Here is an 18239-nt window from a genome sequence, read left to right as displayed (position 1 = left end):
CTTCCGCCAACAGGGGCGGGTTTCCCTCGCTTGCAGGCAGGGCCACCCCTCAGCCAGGCGTGTCACGCACGGCATGCTTTTAGCCCGGCAGCGCCGCCGCGAGCCCGGAAAACCGGGACCGCGGCGATGACGGGAGCCCAAAAGCATGCTGTGCGTGACGCCGGGAGCGGGACTACCGGCGTCCGGCGCCTTCAAGATCGGTTTCGGGACTGTCGCTGGAGTCGCGCTGCGCTGCGGCGTCCAGATCCGGCCGCCCCAGCTTGCCCGGCCACCAGATCCGCGGACCGATGTCGTAAGCGAGGGCGGGGACCAGCAGCGAGCGCACCAAAACCGTGTCCAGCAGCACTCCGAAGGCCACGATGAACGCGAGCTGCACCAGGAACATGATCGGAATGACCCCCAGCGCCGCGAACGTGGCGGCCAGGACCACCCCGGCGGAGGTGATCACGCCCCCGGTCACACCAAGCCCGCGAAGGATGCCGGGCCGCGTGCCGTGCTTCCGGGATTCCTCGCGGACCCGGCTCATCAGGAAGATGTTGTAGTCCACGCCCAGCGCCACCAGGAACACGAAGCCGAACAGGGGAACGGTGGCATCTGCGCCTGGGAAGCCAAGGATGTTGTTGAAGACGAATGCGGAAACACCCATGGCCGCGGCGTAGGACAGCACCACCGAGAGCACCAGCAGGACCGGCGCCACAACCGAGCGCAGCAGCAGCATGAGGATCAGGAGGATCACGGTCAGGACAACCGGGATGATGATCACCAGGTCGCGCTGGGCGGTGGTATTGGTATCCAGCGCAGTCGCGGTCACGCCACCCACGAGCGCGCCGGGATCCACGGACTTCACATTTTCGCGAAGAGCCTTAACCGTCTCCTCAGCCTCCAGTGAATCCGCTGCGTTGTTCAGTGTGGCGTTGATCAGCACCTTTCCGTCGCGGACGTCAGGGGCGGTGGGAGCTCCCGGGGCTCCGGTGATGGGCACAGAACCTTGGGCCAGCAGATAAGCCTCACCGACGCCGTCGGCCGCCTTTACTGCGTCCAGCACTTCCTGCGCCTTTCCCCGGTCCGCAATCACGACGGCGGGGCTGCCGCTGCCGGCGTCGAAATGGCGCGCCAGCGCGTCCTGGCCGTCCACGGCGTTGGACGCCGTGAGGATAACGTCCGTCTGCGGGACACCGTTGGCCTTCAGTTGGAGCAGGCCGCCTGCGGCAACCACCAGCAGCAGGACCGAGGCCACCCAGACAGCCCGCGGCCGGCGCGAAACCAGGGAGCCGGTAGCACGCCACAACCCTTTCTGGCCTTCGAGCCCGGTAACAAGCTCCGGTTCACGCTGGTCCGCGGGGACGAGCTTGGGCCGGAACGGCCAGAATGCAGCGCGGCCCAGGAGTGCCATTAGGGCGGGAAGCAGGGTGAGGGCCGCAAACAGCGAGCAGAGGATGCCGGCCGCGGCCACGGGACCCAGCGCCTTGTTGGAGTTCAGGTCGGAGAAGAGCAGGCACAGGAGCGCGATGATCACGGTGGCGCCGGAGGCCAGGATGGGCTCGAAGGAGGCCATCCAGGCTTTCAGCACGGCAGCGGTGCGGTTGGTGGTGTGGGTCAAGGCTTCCCGGAACCTTGCCACGAACAGCAGGGCGTAGTCAGTGGCGGCACCGATCACCAGGATGGAAAGGATGCCCTGGCTCTGCCCGTTGAGCTGGATCCAACCGGCCTTGGCCATGCCGAAAACCAGCAGGATGGCCGCACAAAGCGCGAACACGGAGGTCAGCAGCACCACGATGGGCAGCAGGAGCGAGCGGTACACCACCAGCAGGATTACAAACACGGCTCCCAGCGCCACCAGCAGGAGGATCCCATCGATGCCTGCGAATGCCGCCGTGAGGTCAGCTGCCAGTCCTGCGGGACCGGTGACATACGTTTTGATGCCCTCCGGGGCTGATTCTGCGACGGTGTCCCGCAGTTCCTGGACAACCTCCTTCACCTCTTTGGAAGAGTCAATCGGGACGATGAACTGAACCGCCCTCCCGTCCTCAGACGGGATGGGCCCGATCACCGCGCTGCCCGCCTGGAGCCCTTCCAGCTCTGCACGGAGAGCTGCTGCTCCGGCGAGCTGCGCGGGACTAAGGGGCTGGTCGCCTTCGAGGACGATAACGCCGGGCACCTCGTCCGAATCGCGGAACTTCGATTGCCAGTCCTGGGCCTCGGTGGCCTCGGCACTGGCAGGCAGGAACGATGCCTGGTCGTTGGACGAGACTTCGTCCAGGCGGCCGAACGTGGGTCCGCCCACGCCTGCGAGCACCAGCCAGGCCAGCACGAGGATGACGGGGACCAGCCAGCGCAGCCAGAATGGCACGCGCTCTTTGGCCGGGGAATGGGATTTCATGATGCCTTCCGGACAGCGACGGGAGTAGGATTGATTCCATAGTAGAGTATCTCCATCATGGAGATAAGTGCTGGCCTAGCTTTTCTTTTGCGGCCGATGCCCCGAGCGCCCCCGCGGCTGAAGTAATATCCGTCAGTACGGCCGGGCGCTGCAGGCGCTTCGCCCGGCAATGACTCGTGCGGTAAGAATCTGGAGGTGGACGTGGCTGGCAACAGGACTCCCGCCGCGCCCGAACCTCCCGAGGGCCGGCCCGCGCGGGGCGCACCGCTTCAGGGACCGCCCCGCGGCGCCGGCCCCCACCCGCTGATCCGGATCCTTCAGGAGTTCACGCTCGAAGCCAACCGCTACGTGGACGCGGCGGGCGGGCGGAAGGACATGCACCGGACGGACCTGAATGCGCTGGCAGTCATCATGCGGCACACTGCAAGCGGGGGCAGCGTCACGCCCGGGCTGCTGCGGAAGGAGCTGAACCTCAGCTCTCCGGCCACCACCGCACTGATTGACAGACTGGACAACTCGGGACATGTCGTGCGGGAGCGGGACATCTCCGACCGCCGGCAGGTCCACCTCCGGATGACGCCCAAGGCCTTCGAGGAAGGCGGCGCCATTTTCGCTCCGCTCGCACGCCACATGGGCAGCGCGATGGCCCACTTCTCCCCCGAGGAACTGGAAACAGTCACCCGCTTTATGATCGCGATGGTGGAAGCCACGGTGGCAGCCCGGGAAGAACCGTCCGGCGCACCCAGTTCCCCCGCCCACCCCAAGTAAGTAGCAGCAAGTGTCGTTTTGACGCGGCAAAACGACACTTAGCGCAACCCAGTTGGGGGTAGCGTTTGCTTATGAGCGCGCAGCAGCCCGAAGACGACGTTTACACGCACGGCCACCACGAATCGGTGGTCCGCGCCCATGCCGCCAGGACCGCCGAGAATTCGGCCGCGTTTGTCCTGCCGCACCTCACCCCCGGAACTGCCCTGCTCGACGTCGGCTGCGGCCCGGGCAGCATCACCTGCGATTTCGCTGGCTTGGTGAGCCCCGGCAAGGTCATCGGCCTGGACCGCTCGCCGGACATCATTGCCCAGGCCAAGGCCCTCGCCGTAGAGCGTGAAGTAGCGAACGTCGAATTCGTTGCCGGCAACATCTACGACCTCCCCTTCGAAGACGAAACGTTCGACGTCGTCCACGCCCACCAGGTGCTCCAGCACCTGACGGATCCTGTGGAGGCGCTGCGGGAGATGCGCCGGGTAGCGAAGCCGGGCGGAATTGTGGCGGTGCGCGACGCCGACTTCCACGGCATGAGCTGGTACCCCGCCATCCCTGAGCTGGATGAGTGGATGGAGCTTTACCAGCGCATCGCGCGCAGGAACGGAGCAGAGCCCGACGCCGGGCGGCGGCTGGTGAGCTGGGCCCAGTCAGCAGGCTTCACCGACGTCGCGCCCACCAGCAGCAACTGGCTTTACGCCACGGGACAGCAGCGGCGGTGGCAGGCGCGCGTCTGGGGCGAGCGGGTGCTCCATTCCGCCTTCGCCGAGCAGGCCCTCGAATACGGCTTCGCCAATCCCGCGGACCTGGCCAGGATCTCTGCCGGCTGGCACCGCTGGGGCTCCACGGACGACGGCTGGTTCCTGATTCCCAACGGCGAGGTCATCGCGCGTGCCTAGTTAACGGCAAGCGCCAGCGCCAATATCCACATAGCCACTTTGCGGGCTGCCGCTGGTTGCTGCCCGGGAATATCGTCGGCCCATGAGCTACTACGGCGACAACGAATACTGGGCAGAACCATACACAGTGGAGGTTGACCAAGTAGACTTGGTCAACATGGGACAGTACAACGTCCAGGAAGCAAAAACGCGTTTGTCCGAGCTGTTGAACCAAGTGGAAAACGGCGAGGATGTGGTCATTGCCAAAGCCGGAAGGCCTGTTGCCCGGCTGGTAAAGATCGAACGCCCCCATAAGCGGGAACTGGGATTCCTGGGCCCCCTTCACATTCCTGATGAGTTCTACGAGCCTTGGAGCGACGAGGAGATGGGTGCCGCCCAATGATGCGGCTGCTCTTGGATACCCACGTTTTCCTGTGGGCGGTCGCGGAACCCAAGAGGCTGTCCACCAAGGCCAGGAGTTCCATTACCAAACTGGAAAACCAAGTCTTCGTCTCCCCGGTCACCGCTTACGAGCTGTCCTACAAGCACCGGCAAGGAAAGTTGCCTTTTGGAGCGGCAATCGTGACGAGCTTTGGCCGGCAGGTTGCCCACCTCTACGCCTCTGAGCTCGCTGTCTCGTCTCCCCACACCCTGGCGGCAGGACAACTGGACTGGGACCACAAGGATCCCTTCGACCGAATGCTCGCTGCCCAGGCGATGGTGGAGGGGCTTACCCTCGTTACCGCGGATGAAGACCTGCAGGCGTTCGGACCCGTGGCAACCCTCTGGTGATTGCGGCACTAAACTTGGCTGGTGCAATTTTCCCTGTGGCTCACCCTGGCCGGCGCCGGCGTCCTGATCAGTTTCACCCCCGGCGCAGGGGCCATCAACACCATGAGCAATTCACTGAACTCCGGGTTCCGGCGCTCCATGTGGGGAATCCTCGGCCAGCAGGCAGCACTGGTGATCCATGTGGTGATCGTGGCCCTTGGCGTGGGCGTCCTGGTGGCCAGCTCGCCTATCGCCTTCAATGTCATCCGCTATTCAGGCGCTGCCTACCTGGTGTATCTGGGCATCCGGCAATTCCTCGCCAAGCCGGATCTCGAGCAGGAGAAAATCGCCGGCCTTCAGAACGAGCCCGCCTGGTCCATCTTCCGGCGTGGATTCTGGGTAAATCTGCTGAATCCAAAGGCCATCATCTTCTTCCTGGCCTTTATGCCCCAGTTCATCCGGCCTGAACAACCCCTCCTGGCCCAGTACGCGGTGTTGACGGCAACGATCGTCGCCATCGACGTCCTGGTGATGTGGTTCTTCTTCGCGGCGGCCGCCAGATCCTTTGAGCGGTTCACCCACAGCGCCCGCGGGCAGCTGGTCCTCAACCGCTCATTCGGCGTTCTGTTTGTCGCCGTGGGAATCCTGCTGGCCTTCCTCCACTGAGCACCCCTGAGCCACGCGGCAGCAGGGCGATGACGGATAAGCACAGTTTCTTTACAAAATAGTCATGCATTATGAACTCACCGCTAGCCAACAGGGCTCATTAGCACGCATGCTTAGCTTATGAACTCAGCGTCGAGCCCATACCGTGTTATCGCCGTCTGCACCGGGAACATCTGCCGGTCCCCCATGGCTGAGCTGATGCTCGCCGCGGCTCTGGAACGCGAAGGGCTTGAGGGCCTGGTGACCGTTGATTCTGCGGGTACTACCGGCTATGAGGCAGGCCGGCCGATAGATCCACGCGCGGCCCGCCGCCTCGGCGCGACACAGCTCAACTGGGACAAACACATCGCCCGCGAGTGGCAGCACTCGTGGTTCCAGGAACGGGACCTGATCCTCGCACTGGACATTGACCACCACGCCTGGCTCAGCGAGTCCGCCCCGGACCAGGAATCCAGGAACAAAATCCGCATGCTGCGCAGCTTTGATCCGCGGCTGGCTGACAAAGACCTGCTGGACCAGGGCATTGAGGACCCCTGGTACGGCGGGCAGGCCGACTTCGACGTCGTCTGGCACCAGGTCCATAACGCCCTCCCCGGCCTGGTGGAATACATCAAAGGGGCCGTCCTGAAAAACACGCAGCTCCAGCGGCAGGCATAAGTCCCAGGCCCTGCTCCGGCAGGGCCGGCTCAATCGAAAGTGAAAGCCTGGCAGGGATACCGGTACGCTCTAATCCATGAGCCCAGCCCCCGTCATCATCGCCATCGACGGGCGCTCGGGGGCAGGCAAAACCACCCTCGCCATCGAACTGGCGGCACAGCTGCGCGCCCACCACAAGGTCTCCCTGTTCCACCTTGAGGACATCTACCCGGGCTGGAACGGCCTGTTGGCCGGCATCGACCGCTATGTCGCCACAGTCCTGGAACCGCTGAGCCTTGGCGGGGCGGCCACGTGGACCAGCTGGGACTGGGAAAGACATTACGACGGCGACTCCCGCGTCACGCTGCCCGCCGAGATTGTGATCGTTGAGGGAGTGGGGGCCGCCGCCGCCGCGGCCAGGCCCCTGCTCAGCGCCGTCATCTGGGCTGACTCCCCGGATGACATCCGCAGGACGCGCGCGTTGGAGCGTGACGGCGGAACCTACGAACCCTATTGGGACCAATGGGCGGCGCAAGAAGAGGAATGGCTGCGCGGCGACGACGTCCCGGAGCACGCGGACGTGCGCGTGCTGAACCGCGCTGACGGGTCCGCCCCGAGGGACGTGCTGCAGCTCCTTCCGTACCTTCCCGCGCTGGCCCCCGTACTGGCTCCCGAACTCTCGGCCCGGCGCGGCCTGGGTATACATGCCGAACGTCTGGACGCGCGCCCGGACGCAGCCACCCTGTTCAACGCCCTCTATGGCACTTCCGCCAACGCCGTCTGGCTGGACTCGTCCAACGCCGGCGCTCCGGCCGTGAACTTTCCCAAGGCCCGCCATGCTGCCCCCGCCGGGGAGGACCAGGCCGAATCGGCCGCCGCTGAACGCAGCCGATTCAGCATCATTGCGGACGACGGCGGGCTGTTGGGCCAGAAGGTGTCGCACCGTTCGGGCGTCACCAGTATCCAGGCCGGCAACGCATCAGCGACGGTGGAAGGCACATTCTTCCGCTGGCTGGACACCGTGTGGGGCGATGCTTCGGTCAGCACCCCGGATGGCTACCCAGGCGAATTCACACTGGGATGGCTCGGATGCCTGGGCTACGAACTCAAACGGGAAACCGGCGGAACCGATCATTCCGCCCCCACCCCCGATGCTGCCCTGATCTTCGCAAGCAGGGCCGTGGTCCTGGACCACGCCGAAGGCACCGCGTGGTTGCTGGCCCTGGACGCACTGGATGGCCCGGAATGGTTAGACAAGGCCCGTACGGCGGTCGAAGAGGCTGCCGTCCCTGAAGCCCGGGCGGGCGATGCCACCCCAGCCGGCGGCAGCACCGGCGTCGTCCTTCCCCAAGCGGCCAGGTTCACAAGCCGCGATACCGGCGCCGCGTACCGGGAGAAGATTGCGGCCGCCCAGTACGAAATTGCCGAGGGGAATACCTACGAGGTCTGCCTGACCACCACGTTGTCAGCCCGGATTCCCGCAACTGCGCTCGACCCCTGGCCGACGTACCTCGCCCTCCGCCGGAAAAACCCGGCGCCTTTTGCCAGCTACTTCCGGTTCGGCAGCCTGGCCGTGGCCAGCACCTCCCCCGAGCGCTTCCTGAAGATTGCGTCCGACGGCGGCATGCGCGCCGAACCCATCAAGGGAACCCGCCGCCGCGCCTCCAATCCGGCTGAAGACGCGGCGCTGCGCACTGACCTTGCGACGTCGTTGAAGGACCGCGCCGAGAACATCATGATCGTGGACCTGCTGCGGAACGACCTCAGCCACTTCGCCGTCCCCGGCTCCGTGACCGTCAGCCGGCTCTGCGCCATCGAAAGTTACGCCACCGTCCACCAGATGGTGAGCACCATCGACGCCCGGCTGCAGCGCGGATCCTCCCGGGCCGAGGCCGTGGCAGCATGCTTCCCGGCAGGCTCCATGACCGGCGCACCGAAAATCAGCACCATGGCCATCCTGGACCGGCTGGAAGGCGGCTCACGCGGGCTCTATTCCGGGGCCATCGGCTACTTCTCGCTGAATGGCGCCACGGACCTCGCCGTCGCCATCCGGACCCTGGTGATCAACCGCGCAGGTGACGGGACCGCAGATCTGACCCTCGGCGTCGGCGGCGCCATCACGGCCGACTCAGTCCAGGACGAGGAATACGAGGAAATCCGCACCAAGGCCTTCGGCGTCCTCTCCACACTGGGTGCAGAGTTCCCCGACGCCTGACACTCTTCGAGCCGCTACTGGACCGTCGCCGTCAGCCTGGCCACGTTGTCCACGTACCGCGTGGCCAGGGGCCGCTTGATCCAGTCGGCCAGCTTGAGCTCATGCGAGATGTCCCGGTAAGTGTCCTCGATGGCGCGCATCTTGGTGACAATGTCCTCCCCCAGCAGCATCACCGACACCTCAAGGTTGAGCGAGAACGAGCGCATGTCCATGTTGGACGAACCGAGAACGGCAACCTCGTCGTCAATGGTGAAGTGCTTGGCGTGGAGCACAAACGGGGCCTTGTACAGGTAGATCCGGACGCCGGCCTCCAGCAGGGCCTCATAGTATGAGCTCTGGGCGTGATGGACCAGGAACTGATCGCCCTTCTCCGAGACGAACAGCTCCACGTCCACGCCCCGCTGCGCGGCAGTGGTGATGGCGTAGAGAAGGGAATCGTCCGGGACGAAGTACGGGCTGCAGATGGAAATCTTATGCTGGGCCGAATAGATGAGCGTGTTGAACAGCCGCAGGTTGTTCTCGGTGATGAAGCCCGGGCCGCTGGGCACTACCTGGGCCGTGACGTTGCCCGGGTGCGGGTTGGCCGGCAGCTGCAGCTGGTGCTCCAGGGACTCGTCGGTTTCGCTCAGCCAGTCCGTGGCAAAAACAACGTTTAAGGTGGTGACGATGGGTCCGCGAAGGCACGCCATCAGCTCCACCCATTCACGGCCGGCCTTCCGGTGGCGGGGGTTGTTGTAGGAGGGCTCGATCAGGTTCTGCGAGCCGGTAAAGGCGATTTCGCCGTCGATCACCATGATCTTGCGGTGGTTGCGCAGGTCCGGACGGCGCCACTGGCCATGGATGGGCAGCAACGGAAGCATGCGCTTCCACTGGATTTTGCCGGCCCGAAGCCGCTTGAGCAGGTTACGGTAGCCCTTCACGCGGAGGGTGCCGATGTGGTCGAACAGCACCCGGACTTCAACACCACGTTCGGCGGCTTCCTCCAGGGCGGTCATCAGGTCGTCAGTGATGTGGTCCGTGCTCATGATGTAGAACTCGGCGTTGACGAACTTCTTCGCGTTCCGCACCGCCTTGGTCATCTCAAGGATCGAGTCCGGGTAGCCCGGGATCAGGTCCACGGAGTTTCCGTCCACCATCGGCAGCGAACCCAGCCGCCGGTTCAATTCCGCAGCGGAACGCACCCATTCCGGTCCGGGATAGTCGCTTTCGACGTCGGCCAGGGAGGAAATTCCGGCCCTCACCCTTTCATTGACCTGTTGCTGCTGCTGCCGTCGGCGGCTGGACAGCTTGAAGTTGCCGAACAGCAGGAACAGGATGATGCCCACGAACGGGACAAAGAAGATCCCCAGCAGCCATGCCATGGCGGTAGTGGGCCGGCGGTTGCCGGGGATGATGCCAACCGCGAGCACCCTGATCACCAGGTCGGCGACGGCCAGCAGCACCACCACCCACGTCGGAGCGGTGCCGGCAAGCGAAAATGGCCACAACACGTGAATAACCCCCGGAGGACGGCTCCCGGCGGACGGGTTCCGGCCAGGGCACTCCGCCCAGCTTATCCGTGAGCGCCGCACTAAGCTGGACCCATGACCTCTCCAGCCGCCGTGGTTCTCGCCTTCCTCGATCCCGCCTTCCCTGACGGCCGGTTTGCCGATGCGTCCAGTCCCCAGCTGCTGGTGACGGACCAGGGCGCCACCCGGGGCGACGGAATCTTTGAGACCATGCTCGCCGTGGGGGGTACTGTCCGGAAGATCCAGGCACATCTGGACCGCCTTGCCGGTTCTGCTGGGGCGCTGGATCTGGCAATTCCCGGCGAGGATGAGTGGCGCCGCGCCATCGCCGCAGCGGTGTCCGAGCACCGGGCCCAGCACCCGCCCGCCTCCGCCACCGACGACGAACTGGTGGTGAAGCTCGTTGTGACCCGCGGTGTGGAGGGAGCGTCCGCCCCTACCGCCTGGGTGCAGGTGTCCCCTGCCGGTGCTGCCGGCCGCCGCCAGCGCGAGACCGGCATCGACGTCATTCTGTTGGACCGCGGTTACGACAGCGATGTTGCCGAGCGCGCCCCCTGGCTGCTGCTGGGCGCCAAGACCCTCTCCTACGCGGTCAACATGGCCGCCCTCCGTTACGCCCGCAAGCAGGGCGCTGACGACGTCATCTTTACTTCCTCCGATGGCCGCGTGCTTGAGGGCCCCACGTCCACCGTGCTGATGGCACACGTGGAAACGTCCGACGACGGGACATCCCTTAAGCGCCTCATCACGCCCCTTCTGGACAGCGGCATCCTCCCCGGCACCTCGCAAGGCGCGCTGTTCGCCGCTGCCAAGGCCGCCGGCTGGGAGTTGGGCTACGGGCCGCTGGAGCCGCAGGACCTGCTGGACGCCGACGCCGTCTGGCTGATCTCCAGCGTGCGGATGCTGGCGCCGGTAAACCGGATCGATGGCAAGGAAATCGGCACGCCCTCACTACAGAAGGAGCTGACTGCCGAGCTGAACGAGCTTTTCGCCGGCATTCAGTAACCTTTCCCGGGTACTAAGCATGGCCTTAGGGTATGGTCATGAACCCTGACGCGGAGCACACCGGGAAACTGACCTTTGACGACTGCTGGGAACTGCTTGAAGGTGACACGCTGGGCCGGCTCGCACTGGTTGTGGACGGACACCCCGAGATTTTCCCGGTCAATTACGTGGTGCACCGCCGGAGCATCGTCTTCCGGACCTCCGGCGTGACCAAGCTGTGGAACGCCAAGGAGGAACGGCCCGCCGCCCTGGAGATCGATGGCTACGACCCCCACACGGAAGAAGCGTGGAGCGTGGTGGTGCGCGGGGATACGGGCATCATCGAGGACCAGGCTGACAAGGACGCGGTGGACAGCCTGGGGCTGGAGCCGTGGGAGCCGGGCGAGAAAGCCCACTACATCAGGTTGTCAGCACGGGCGCTGACGGGCCGCCGCTTCAAGGTGAACACACCGGACGTCTGGAACACGCGCAGTACTGACCGGCGCCGCGCGTCCTTCGAGTAAATGCCTTTGGCCAGCAGCCCCTCGTGCAGCGGGCGTTCCCCTAGGCGGACGAGCGAACCGGCTTCTTGGAGAGCTGCCCTTCAAGCCCTGTGAGCAGGATGGTCAGGCCCTGGTCCAGCTCTTTTTCTCCGTCGTATTCGGAAAGGTTCGGCGCCAGCGCCCTGAGCCGGGGAAATTCCTTGGCCGGGAGCCTGTGCAGCCCGAGCCGCAAGAGCGCTTCGTTTTCTTCCGGATCCACCACAAACTCCTGCAGTTCGTTCAGGATGTGGCCGTAGAGGAAGCCATAGTAGGCGCGGTAGACATGCAGCGCCCCGGCCGGATCAAACCCGGCCCCGCTGAGCAGGGAGAGGATCTGCTCCAGCGGGCGCAGCGTGCCCAATGGCCTCAGCCCCAGCGGCGTAGAGAGCGGCCGCGTGACCAGCAGCGGCACTACGTTGGGGTGTTCAAGCGCGAGCTGGCGGAGATTGTGCGCAATCTGCCGCAGCTGCGCTTTCCAGTCGGGGTCCTCTGACTGAATCGACAAGTCGTTAAGTACCAGCTCCGAGACTCCGTCAAGCAACGCTGCCCGGTTCTCCGCATAGCGGTAGAGGCTCATGGGGTCGCGGCCCAGTTCCTGGCCAAGGCGGCGCATGGTCAGTGCGTCCAGGCCTTCGGCGTCCACCAGTTCGAGCGCTTTGGCCAGCACCAGCTCACGGCTGAGCCGGGCCTTGCGGGCGCGGTCTTCAGTGCCTGAAGTCTTTGGCGGCGGCATGTGTTTTTCCGTTCTGGAACTAGCGGCATGTGCGGCCTGAACATAATTCCAGACGCTTGCCGTATATGTAGTCTACGGGTACAGTCTACAGCGTAGACAAGGTGTTAGCGCCGCCTTGGACCATCGATTCCCAAAGACTCGATCAACACTCCATTGCCTTGTGCACGGCTTTGAGTTCCCGCTGCTGTAGCCGAACGGCGGCACCACGCACGTAGCGAAGGGACGCCGTCATGGCACATTCGCAGTTCGATCTTTTCCTCCAAGAAGCCACCCACCTGGATAAGGCCTACGACCACAGCCTCGACGACGACCGCCTTTACGGCCTGTACACCAGCTGGTGCTTCATTAACCAGCAGAAGCCCGGCAAAGAGTCTGTTTTCTGGGCAGCCATGAAACACCGCATGCCCGCAGGTCACAGCGGCCTGCGCATGAAGGGCCCCGCAGCCGCGGATTACATCCTGACGAGCTACCCGGGGCTCGTCTAAGCGCCTCGTAATGCGCCAAAAAAGGCGTGAACACTGTCCCCGGCGGGGCAGGTGTTCACGCCTTTCGCGTTAATGCTCCCTGCCGGCCGGCCCGCGGCCCTCCCTGCGAAGCCCTCAGGTGGGGATGATGCGGAAGAGGAACCGCGTCCGGACCATCACCCAGAGGAGCCCCAGGACCAATGCGTACGCCGCTGTGTTGATCCAAATGTCGCCCTGGCGCAGTGCCGGTATGTTGGCGATGACGGCAATGAGGACCACATGGATGATGAAGACGTACAGGGTGGCCCGGCCCAATGGAATCAGGAACCAGCCAAGGGCGCGTGCCACCGGCTTCCAGTAGGCCGTCAGGAATGCGTAGGCGGCTACCACCAGCACCAGGACGTTCAGGAGTCGGCCGGGAGCCAGGTAGGTGCGGCCAAAGAAGAGGTCGTACATGCTCCGGTACACCGTGTCCGGAATGATGGCCAGCCGTACGTCGAAGCCGTTGGCCAAATAGGGGTTGCCCCAGGACAGGAACGCGAAGGCGAACGCGGCAGCCGTGCAGACTCCCACAACCCAGGTGTGGTCAGTGAGCCACGAAACGATGCGCTGCCGGTGGAAGCCGGCCACGAGGCCGACCACAAACAGGACCTGCCATACCAGCAACGGGAATGAGTCCTCAAACTGCGAGGGCAGGATCCGGAACCTGGTGACAGCCCCTACCGCATACACGGCCAGGGTGCCGGCCAGCACCCACACGGCCTTGCCCCGGTTAAGCGCGGCAAGGATGAGCGGGCTGACGAGCAGCAACACCACGTAGAGGCCCATGACGTTGAACTGCCAGGGACCGAATTGCAGCAGCAGGATGGCGGGCAGGACCTGCGGAGGCACCGGGAACTGGAACAACGAGCCCATTCCCGCGTAGAGGTCATAGGTGCGGCCGGCGCCGTTGTGGCCCGCGCCGCCGGTTCCCTGGTCAACGAAGGTGGTCAGTGCATCGGTCTGGAACACAGGCACCAGGGAGATCAGGAAGACGCCGATCAGCACGGCGAGCGCCGTTACATAGAGCTTGCCTGCCCGCCGGGATGTCAGGTCCACCACGGTTCCGAAGTCCGCGTTCACCCTGGGTCCATAGACCATGCCCACCACGATGCCCGAGAAGAGGACAAAAAGCTCGGCCCCGGAAACGAAACCCACAGCTTCCTGGGTCAACAGCTGGAACAGCGACGTCATGCCCAGGTGGTTCACCACCACAAACACAATGGCCATGCCGCGCAGGAGGTCCACCCGCGAATCCCGCTTTGAAGGATCCGTGTAGCTCCAGGCAGTTGCTGTGTTGACCCTGCGGGGGACCTGCCACAACGCCACCAGGAGGATCAGCAGCGCCGCACCCACAGTCCAGGCGGCGGCGCCGGTGAGTGTGTTGGCCCGGACGTATCCGCTGCCGGCCGCAACCTGGGTCACCGGGCCGGTCACCATGGAGGACGTCTCTAGACGGTCCCGGGCGGCGGCCGCAACCGCAGGGCTTCCGGTGAGCAGCCAGTCAATGCTTGCCACCCCGGTGTCCCTGGTGCTGGTCCGCTCGTCCCAGACTACGGCCGCCGTTTTGGCGAAGTCCCTGGAGGTGGCCGTACCCAGGACCTGGTCCCACCAGCCCGCCTTGATGTCCACATCCGAGGCGCCGCCGGATGCCGGGCTGTAAAACGCAGCGGTCTGCAGGACGAACGGCTTGTCCTTCCCTGCCGCATATGTGGCGTAGAAATCTTCCCCGCCGGAGGTTGTGAGCATTTCCTGCAGTTCGTTCGGCCGCGGCACCGTGTTGACCGGCGCCCCGCCGGCAGTGTCATCGTGGAACGCGGTCAGACCCACCCAGTCCACGGCATCGTCCCCGGGATAATACGGGGCATACGCCGCGTCCGAACCGTTCCACGCATCGTCGCGGTTGCTATCGAGGAGGGCGAAACCCTCGCTGCCCGGCGCAGGAGCGTTCCGGTTCCGGACAAATGGGTAGCCCGTTCCCAGGTATGGCTCCCACACCATCGACGTACGGCCGCCGGTATCCTCAAAGGCCCCAGCGACGGCCCGGAAGGCGGACCGATAGGCGGCCGGCTGCTGGCCCCACTCCACCCAGCTGGCATTCATATCGGGGGCAAAGCGGATCAACACCTCGCCCTTGAAGTTCGCAGTCAGCTTCCGTACCTCGGCGGCAAACGATGCGGCGGCCTCGGCGGTGACCTGCTCCAGGGCGATGCTGGGCTTGACCGTCAGCATGGCGTGGGCGCCCTGCATCCCCGATTGCTCCAGGAAGCCCCTGATGTTCTCCTCCTCCGAGCCGCGGAAGGGTAGGGCGATGTCATGCCCGAAGAGCGCCGGGGATGCTCCCAGCCTGTCTGTAAAGCCAGCCGCGGTGTCCTCGCCCCATTCGAGGACTGCGCCCAGAAGCGGCTTGCCCTCGGCCGCGACGGTGTCTGCAGCACGGGCGGGCCCGGCGGGCAGTATCACTGCCAGGACGGCAATCAGCATCGCGGCAAGAAGGGCAGCTGCGGCGCGGAGAAGGGACTGTCGGGTGAGTTGCCTGCGGCGAGTTGGCAGACGGCCGTGTCCTAAAAGGTGTTGCAGTGCGGCGGCTGTTGGCGTACTGATGAGGACCCCCAAGGACTTTGCTCCGACTGCCGGGGCGGCGCCCCACAAGAACCCTATCTGCCCGGAAAGCAGCCACGGGCGCCAGGTGCCCTGAGCCGCCCGTGGTGACTCCCGCCGTCGTCCGTTCCGGGAACCGTCTGCACGTGCGCCCGAGTTGCTCCAGCAGCGCTTCGGTTACGGAACATGACGACGACGGCGGTGCGGGCCCACGTGCCAAGTGTTACGTTTTTGGGGAGTAATGAGTACCGGCGCCAAGCCCTGACTGGCCGGTCGGCAACCCTCCTTCCGCGGCGGGGTGCCTCAGGTGAATACTCGGCATATCGACCGATTCGAGCTGCAAGCGTGAGAGAAGGAGATCCGTCATGTCAGACGCCCCTGCCAACGAAGAAAAACTGGCCTACCGCCTTATCACGGGGCCTGATGACCGCTCCTTCTGCGAGCGGATTTCCGCCGCCCTGGCCGAGGGCTATGTGCTGCACGGAAGCCCCGCCGTCACGTTCAACGGCAGCACCGCCATCGTGGCGCAGGCCGTCGTACTGCCGGCAGCGATCGCTTCCGCTGATGCCGCGGTGGCCACTGCGGTGGATGAGCTTGAACTGTCAGGCGAAGACCTCGAGTTCGCAGGCGAGGGCCACGCATGAGCTACGCCGGCGACCTCACTCCCCAGGAAGCCTGGGACAAGCTACAGCAGGGTGCCATCCTGGTGGACGTCCGCACCGAGGGTGAATGGGCCCATATCGGCATCCCGGACACCAAAGCCACGGACAACGATCCCCTGTTCATCCAGTGGACCTTCCCGGGCGGAATCCCTAACCCCGACTTCATCAAGGACCTGAGCCTGCAGGCCCCCGAGGATGGCTCCACTGAACTGCTGTTCCTGTGCCGATCCGGCCAGCGGTCCATCGCTGCCGCCATCGCCGCCACACAGGCCGGCTTCACCTCCTACAACGTGCTGGAGGGCTTCGAAGGCGAGCCGGACCGCTACGGCGAACGCACCGTTAATGGCTGGAAGAACCGCGGCCTGCCAACCAACCTGGGAAAGAACTAAATGACCTTCAACGAAGACGCCCCCGGCTGGAGCCCTGACACCCAGGCCGTCCGCGGCGGACTGGACCGCACCAACTTCCAGGAAACCAGCGAGGCGGTGTTCCTGAACTCGGGCTTCGTGTATGAATCCGCCGCCGCTGCCGAGCGCGCCTTCACCGGCGAGGACGAGCGCTTTGTCTACTCCCGCTACGGCAACCCCTCTGTGGCCACCTTCCAGGAGCGGCTCCGACTCCTTGAGGGCACCGAAGCGTGCTTTGCGACCGCGTCCGGCATGTCGGCGGTTTTCACCGCCCTGGGCGCCTTGCTGGCTGCCGGCGACCGCGTGGTCGCCGCCCGCTCACTCTTTGGCTCCTGCTTTGTGATCCTCAACGAGATCCTGCCCCGGTGGGGCGTTGAGACTGTCTTTGTGGACGGCCCGGACCTCGACCAGTGGCGCGAAGCCCTGTCCCAGCCCACCACCGCCGTTTTCTTCGAATCACCGTCCAACCCCATGCAGGAGATCGTGGACATCGCCGCGGTGAGCGAACTCGCCCATGCGGCGGGTGCCACCGTGGTTGTGGACAACGTTTTTGCCACTCCGCTGCTGCAGCGCTGCGGCCAGTTGGGCGCCGACGTCATCGTCTACTCCGGGACCAAGCACATTGATGGCCAGGGCCGGGTCCTGGGCGGTGCGATTTTGGGAACGAAGGAATTCATCGAAGGTCCGGTCAAGCAGCTCATGCGCCATACCGGTCCGTCGTTGTCCGCCTTCAACGCCTGGGTCCTCACCAAGGGCCTTGAGACCATGGCCCTGCGTGTGAACCACTCCTCCGCCTCCGCGCTGCGGATCGCCGAGTGGCTGGAGCAGCAGCCTGCAGTGAGCTGGGTGAAGTACCCGCTCCTGAAGTCGCACCCGCAATACGGCCTTGCCGCCAAACAGATGAAGGCCGGCGGAACGGTGCTCACCCTCGAACTGGCACCATCGGGCGGGCGCTCCGGCAAGGAAGCCGCCTTTGCACTGCTGGACGCCTTGCGGATCATTGACATCTCCAACAACCTGGGAGATTCCAAGTCCCTGATTACGCATCCGGCCACCACCACGCACCGCGCCATGGGGCCGGAAGGCCGCGCTGCCATCGGCCTCAGTGACGGAGTTGTTCGGCTGTCCGTGGGGCTTGAGGACGTGGACGACCTGATCGGCGATTTGGAACAGGCACTGAAGCAGATTTAGTGCTGGCCGGGGCTCGGTTCGGTGCCGGGTCCGGGCACGGCTCGGGCGCTGGATTGCATTAGTGCGCCTGTGCCGGGAACCTGCGCCGTGTAGGGGGGCTCAGAAGTTCCATATAGAAAGGTGGACGACTACTTCGTCGCCTTGGCCGATCTTGGCTTTGTCCCTGATGTCCTTTTTGACGGGAAGCAGGTAGGAGCCGCTCTTTGTGTCCCGGAAGAGGGAAGTCTGCCAGGAGTGTCCACCGGTTTCGGCCGTGACCTTGATAGAGCCAAACGCTTTGCTCGCACCGGCAGTTTGAACCCGGACGTCATCTGCGACCTCGGGAGGCAGGGTCAGAAAATGCCAACCAGCCTCGCCCGGATAGAGCCAGAGTTCGGCCTTGAAGGAATACGACGGCTTCACGCGCCGAGTATGGCATTTTTCAGGCCCTGCATGAAAGGCACCCAAGGGTTTCGAGCCGCCGGCACCCCTGCCCCACAACTGTCAGACCCCTATTAGACGATGTCTTTATGGGAATCCTTGCGGGCGAGCATGGCGGTGACGTGCTGATTTCGCCTGCCTCGCCCGCTGCTCCTGTACCCCCACCAGCCCCCGGACCTATGCCCGCCAGAATTGTCAGACCCCCATTAGAAGATGTTTGTATGGGAAACGGCACGGGAACGGCGGCAGCGATGGAAGGCATTCATGCCTCCACTGCCCGGCTTGATGCCCTGTTCCTCGAAGATCAGCGGCTGGAAGCTGAGACCGTTGCCGGCGCCGCTGCTTGTGGCGGAGCTGTTGTGGATGTGCTGCAGCGTCGCTAT

18 protein-coding genes and 1 riboswitch are annotated in these 18239 nt (G+C 64.7%); of the genes, 13 read left to right on the top strand and 5 right to left on the bottom strand.

What is annotated here, in order from left to right; translation table 11 throughout:
- Window positions 1–172: 172 nt before the first annotated feature.
- Window positions 173–2380, bottom strand: a complete 2208-nt coding sequence (locus QRN11_RS04280) for an MMPL family transporter (protein WP_285250009.1) — start codon at window positions 2378–2380, stop codon at window positions 173–175.
- A 201-nt stretch (window positions 2381–2581) separates the two neighbouring features.
- Here QRN11_RS04280 and QRN11_RS04275 point away from each other — a divergent pair, with 201 nt between their 5' ends.
- The 7 genes from QRN11_RS04275 to QRN11_RS04245 all read left to right on the top strand — a co-directional run bounded on the left by QRN11_RS04275 (window position 2582) and on the right by QRN11_RS04245 (window position 8305).
- Window positions 2582–3148, top strand: coding sequence for a MarR family winged helix-turn-helix transcriptional regulator (locus QRN11_RS04275; RefSeq protein ID WP_502935007.1), 567 nt, complete (start codon window positions 2582–2584; stop codon window positions 3146–3148).
- A 71-nt stretch (window positions 3149–3219) separates the two neighbouring features.
- Entirely contained in the window at window positions 3220–4038 is an 819-nt protein-coding gene (locus QRN11_RS04270) for a methyltransferase domain-containing protein (protein ID WP_091423963.1), read from the top strand.
- An 82-nt stretch (window positions 4039–4120) separates the two neighbouring features.
- Window positions 4121–4420, top strand: coding sequence for a type II toxin-antitoxin system Phd/YefM family antitoxin (locus QRN11_RS04265; RefSeq protein WP_285250008.1), 300 nt, complete (start codon window positions 4121–4123; stop codon window positions 4418–4420).
- Entirely contained in the window at window positions 4417–4809 is a 393-nt protein-coding gene (locus QRN11_RS04260) for a type II toxin-antitoxin system VapC family toxin (RefSeq protein WP_285250007.1), read from the top strand. Before QRN11_RS04265 ends, QRN11_RS04260 begins: the two co-directional genes overlap by 4 nt.
- A gap of 21 nt (window positions 4810–4830) precedes the next feature.
- Window positions 4831–5454, top strand: a complete 624-nt coding sequence (locus tag QRN11_RS04255; protein ID WP_285250006.1) for a LysE family transporter — start codon at window positions 4831–4833, stop codon at window positions 5452–5454.
- 120 nt (window positions 5455–5574) lie between these two features.
- Window positions 5575–6111, top strand: a complete 537-nt coding sequence (locus tag QRN11_RS04250) for a low molecular weight protein-tyrosine-phosphatase (protein ID WP_285250005.1) — start codon at window positions 5575–5577, stop codon at window positions 6109–6111.
- A 76-nt stretch (window positions 6112–6187) separates the two neighbouring features.
- Complete coding sequence (locus QRN11_RS04245; RefSeq protein ID WP_285250004.1) at window positions 6188–8305, top strand: chorismate-binding protein; 2118 nt, start codon at window positions 6188–6190, stop codon at window positions 8303–8305.
- Window positions 8306–8319: 14 nt separating this feature from the next.
- On the opposite strand, the gene cls is transcribed toward QRN11_RS04245, so the two are convergent.
- Window positions 8320–9792, bottom strand: coding sequence for a cardiolipin synthase (gene cls, locus QRN11_RS04240; RefSeq protein ID WP_502935011.1), 1473 nt, complete (start codon window positions 9790–9792; stop codon window positions 8320–8322).
- 96 nt (window positions 9793–9888) lie between these two features.
- On the opposite strand from cls, the gene QRN11_RS04235 reads away from it, so the two are divergent.
- Together QRN11_RS04235 and QRN11_RS04230 are read left to right on the top strand one after the other, a co-directional pair.
- On the top strand, window positions 9889–10818 hold the full coding sequence (locus QRN11_RS04235; protein ID WP_285250002.1) for an aminodeoxychorismate lyase: 930 nt from the start codon (window positions 9889–9891) through the stop codon (window positions 10816–10818).
- A gap of 38 nt (window positions 10819–10856) precedes the next feature.
- Complete coding sequence (locus QRN11_RS04230; RefSeq protein ID WP_285250001.1) at window positions 10857–11321, top strand: pyridoxamine 5'-phosphate oxidase family protein; 465 nt, start codon at window positions 10857–10859, stop codon at window positions 11319–11321.
- Between the two features lie 40 nt (window positions 11322–11361).
- On the opposite strand, the gene QRN11_RS04225 is transcribed toward QRN11_RS04230, so the two are convergent.
- A complete protein-coding gene (locus QRN11_RS04225) occupies window positions 11362–12072 on the bottom strand; it encodes a TetR/AcrR family transcriptional regulator C-terminal domain-containing protein (protein ID WP_285250000.1) in 711 nt (236 codons plus the stop codon).
- Between the two features lie 230 nt (window positions 12073–12302).
- Between QRN11_RS04225 and QRN11_RS04220 the strand changes: the two genes are divergently transcribed.
- Window positions 12303–12557, top strand: coding sequence for a hypothetical protein (locus tag QRN11_RS04220; RefSeq protein WP_142063384.1), 255 nt, complete (start codon window positions 12303–12305; stop codon window positions 12555–12557).
- A gap of 114 nt (window positions 12558–12671) precedes the next feature.
- Here QRN11_RS04220 and opgC read toward each other — a convergent pair whose 3' ends face one another.
- The gene (gene opgC / locus QRN11_RS04215; protein ID WP_285249999.1) at window positions 12672–15059 is read right to left on the bottom strand and encodes an OpgC domain-containing protein; all 2388 of its coding nucleotides are present in this window, start codon (window positions 15057–15059) and stop codon (window positions 12672–12674) included.
- A 354-nt stretch (window positions 15060–15413) separates the two neighbouring features.
- A riboswitch (SAM riboswitch) is annotated at window positions 15414–15528 on the top strand.
- A gap of 13 nt (window positions 15529–15541) precedes the next feature.
- Here opgC and QRN11_RS04210 point away from each other — a divergent pair.
- From QRN11_RS04210 to QRN11_RS04200, 3 genes are read left to right on the top strand one after another with little or no spacing between them, the layout of a single operon-like run.
- A complete protein-coding gene (locus tag QRN11_RS04210) occupies window positions 15542–15820 on the top strand; it encodes a DUF1737 domain-containing protein (protein WP_091423992.1) in 279 nt (92 codons plus the stop codon).
- Window positions 15817–16227 (top strand): rhodanese-like domain-containing protein, encoded by a 411-nt coding sequence (locus QRN11_RS04205; protein WP_091423994.1) that lies wholly within the window; start codon window positions 15817–15819, stop codon window positions 16225–16227. The genes QRN11_RS04210 and QRN11_RS04205 overlap by 4 nt, the downstream gene beginning before the upstream one ends.
- Window positions 16228–17436 carry an O-succinylhomoserine sulfhydrylase gene (locus QRN11_RS04200; protein ID WP_142063368.1) on the top strand — a complete coding sequence of 403 codons (1209 nt, stop codon included), beginning with the start codon at window positions 16228–16230 and terminating at the stop codon, window positions 17434–17436.
- 99 nt (window positions 17437–17535) lie between these two features.
- On the opposite strand, the gene QRN11_RS04195 is transcribed toward QRN11_RS04200, so the two are convergent.
- Complete coding sequence (locus tag QRN11_RS04195) at window positions 17536–17838, bottom strand: DUF1905 domain-containing protein (RefSeq protein WP_142063365.1); 303 nt, start codon at window positions 17836–17838, stop codon at window positions 17536–17538.
- Window positions 17839–18239 lie beyond the last annotated feature (401 nt).

The organism is Pseudarthrobacter sp. fls2-241-R2A-168 (assembly GCF_030209335.1).
Taxonomy (GTDB): Bacteria; Actinomycetota; Actinomycetes; order Actinomycetales; family Micrococcaceae; genus Arthrobacter.
This window is presented reverse-complemented; position numbering and strand designations above follow the sequence as displayed.

Bases quoted from the DNA above. Each gene is read 5' to 3' on its own strand.
- QRN11_RS04280 (WP_285250009.1), bottom strand. From the start codon at position 2,380: ATGAAATCCCATTCCCCGGCCAAAGAGCGCGTGCCATTCTGGCTGCGC.
- QRN11_RS04270 (WP_091423963.1), top strand. From the start codon at position 3,220: ATGAGCGCGCAGCAGCCCGAAGACGACGTTTACACGCACGGCCACCAC.
- QRN11_RS04265 (WP_285250008.1), top strand. From the start codon at position 4,121: ATGAGCTACTACGGCGACAACGAATACTGGGCAGAACCATACACAGTG.
- QRN11_RS04260 (WP_285250007.1), top strand. From the start codon at position 4,417: ATGATGCGGCTGCTCTTGGATACCCACGTTTTCCTGTGGGCGGTCGCG.
- QRN11_RS04250 (WP_285250005.1), top strand. From the start codon at position 5,575: ATGAACTCAGCGTCGAGCCCATACCGTGTTATCGCCGTCTGCACCGGG.
- QRN11_RS04245 (WP_285250004.1), top strand. From the start codon at position 6,188: ATGAGCCCAGCCCCCGTCATCATCGCCATCGACGGGCGCTCGGGGGCA.
- QRN11_RS04235 (WP_285250002.1), top strand. From the start codon at position 9,889: ATGACCTCTCCAGCCGCCGTGGTTCTCGCCTTCCTCGATCCCGCCTTC.
- QRN11_RS04230 (WP_285250001.1), top strand. From the start codon at position 10,857: ATGAACCCTGACGCGGAGCACACCGGGAAACTGACCTTTGACGACTGC.
- QRN11_RS04225 (WP_285250000.1), bottom strand. From the start codon at position 12,072: ATGCCGCCGCCAAAGACTTCAGGCACTGAAGACCGCGCCCGCAAGGCC.
- QRN11_RS04220 (WP_142063384.1), top strand. From the start codon at position 12,303: ATGGCACATTCGCAGTTCGATCTTTTCCTCCAAGAAGCCACCCACCTG.
- opgC (WP_285249999.1), bottom strand. From the start codon at position 15,059: ATGCTGATTGCCGTCCTGGCAGTGATACTGCCCGCCGGGCCCGCCCGT.
- QRN11_RS04210 (WP_091423992.1), top strand. From the start codon at position 15,542: ATGTCAGACGCCCCTGCCAACGAAGAAAAACTGGCCTACCGCCTTATC.
- QRN11_RS04205 (WP_091423994.1), top strand. From the start codon at position 15,817: ATGAGCTACGCCGGCGACCTCACTCCCCAGGAAGCCTGGGACAAGCTA.
- QRN11_RS04200 (WP_142063368.1), top strand. From the start codon at position 16,228: ATGACCTTCAACGAAGACGCCCCCGGCTGGAGCCCTGACACCCAGGCC.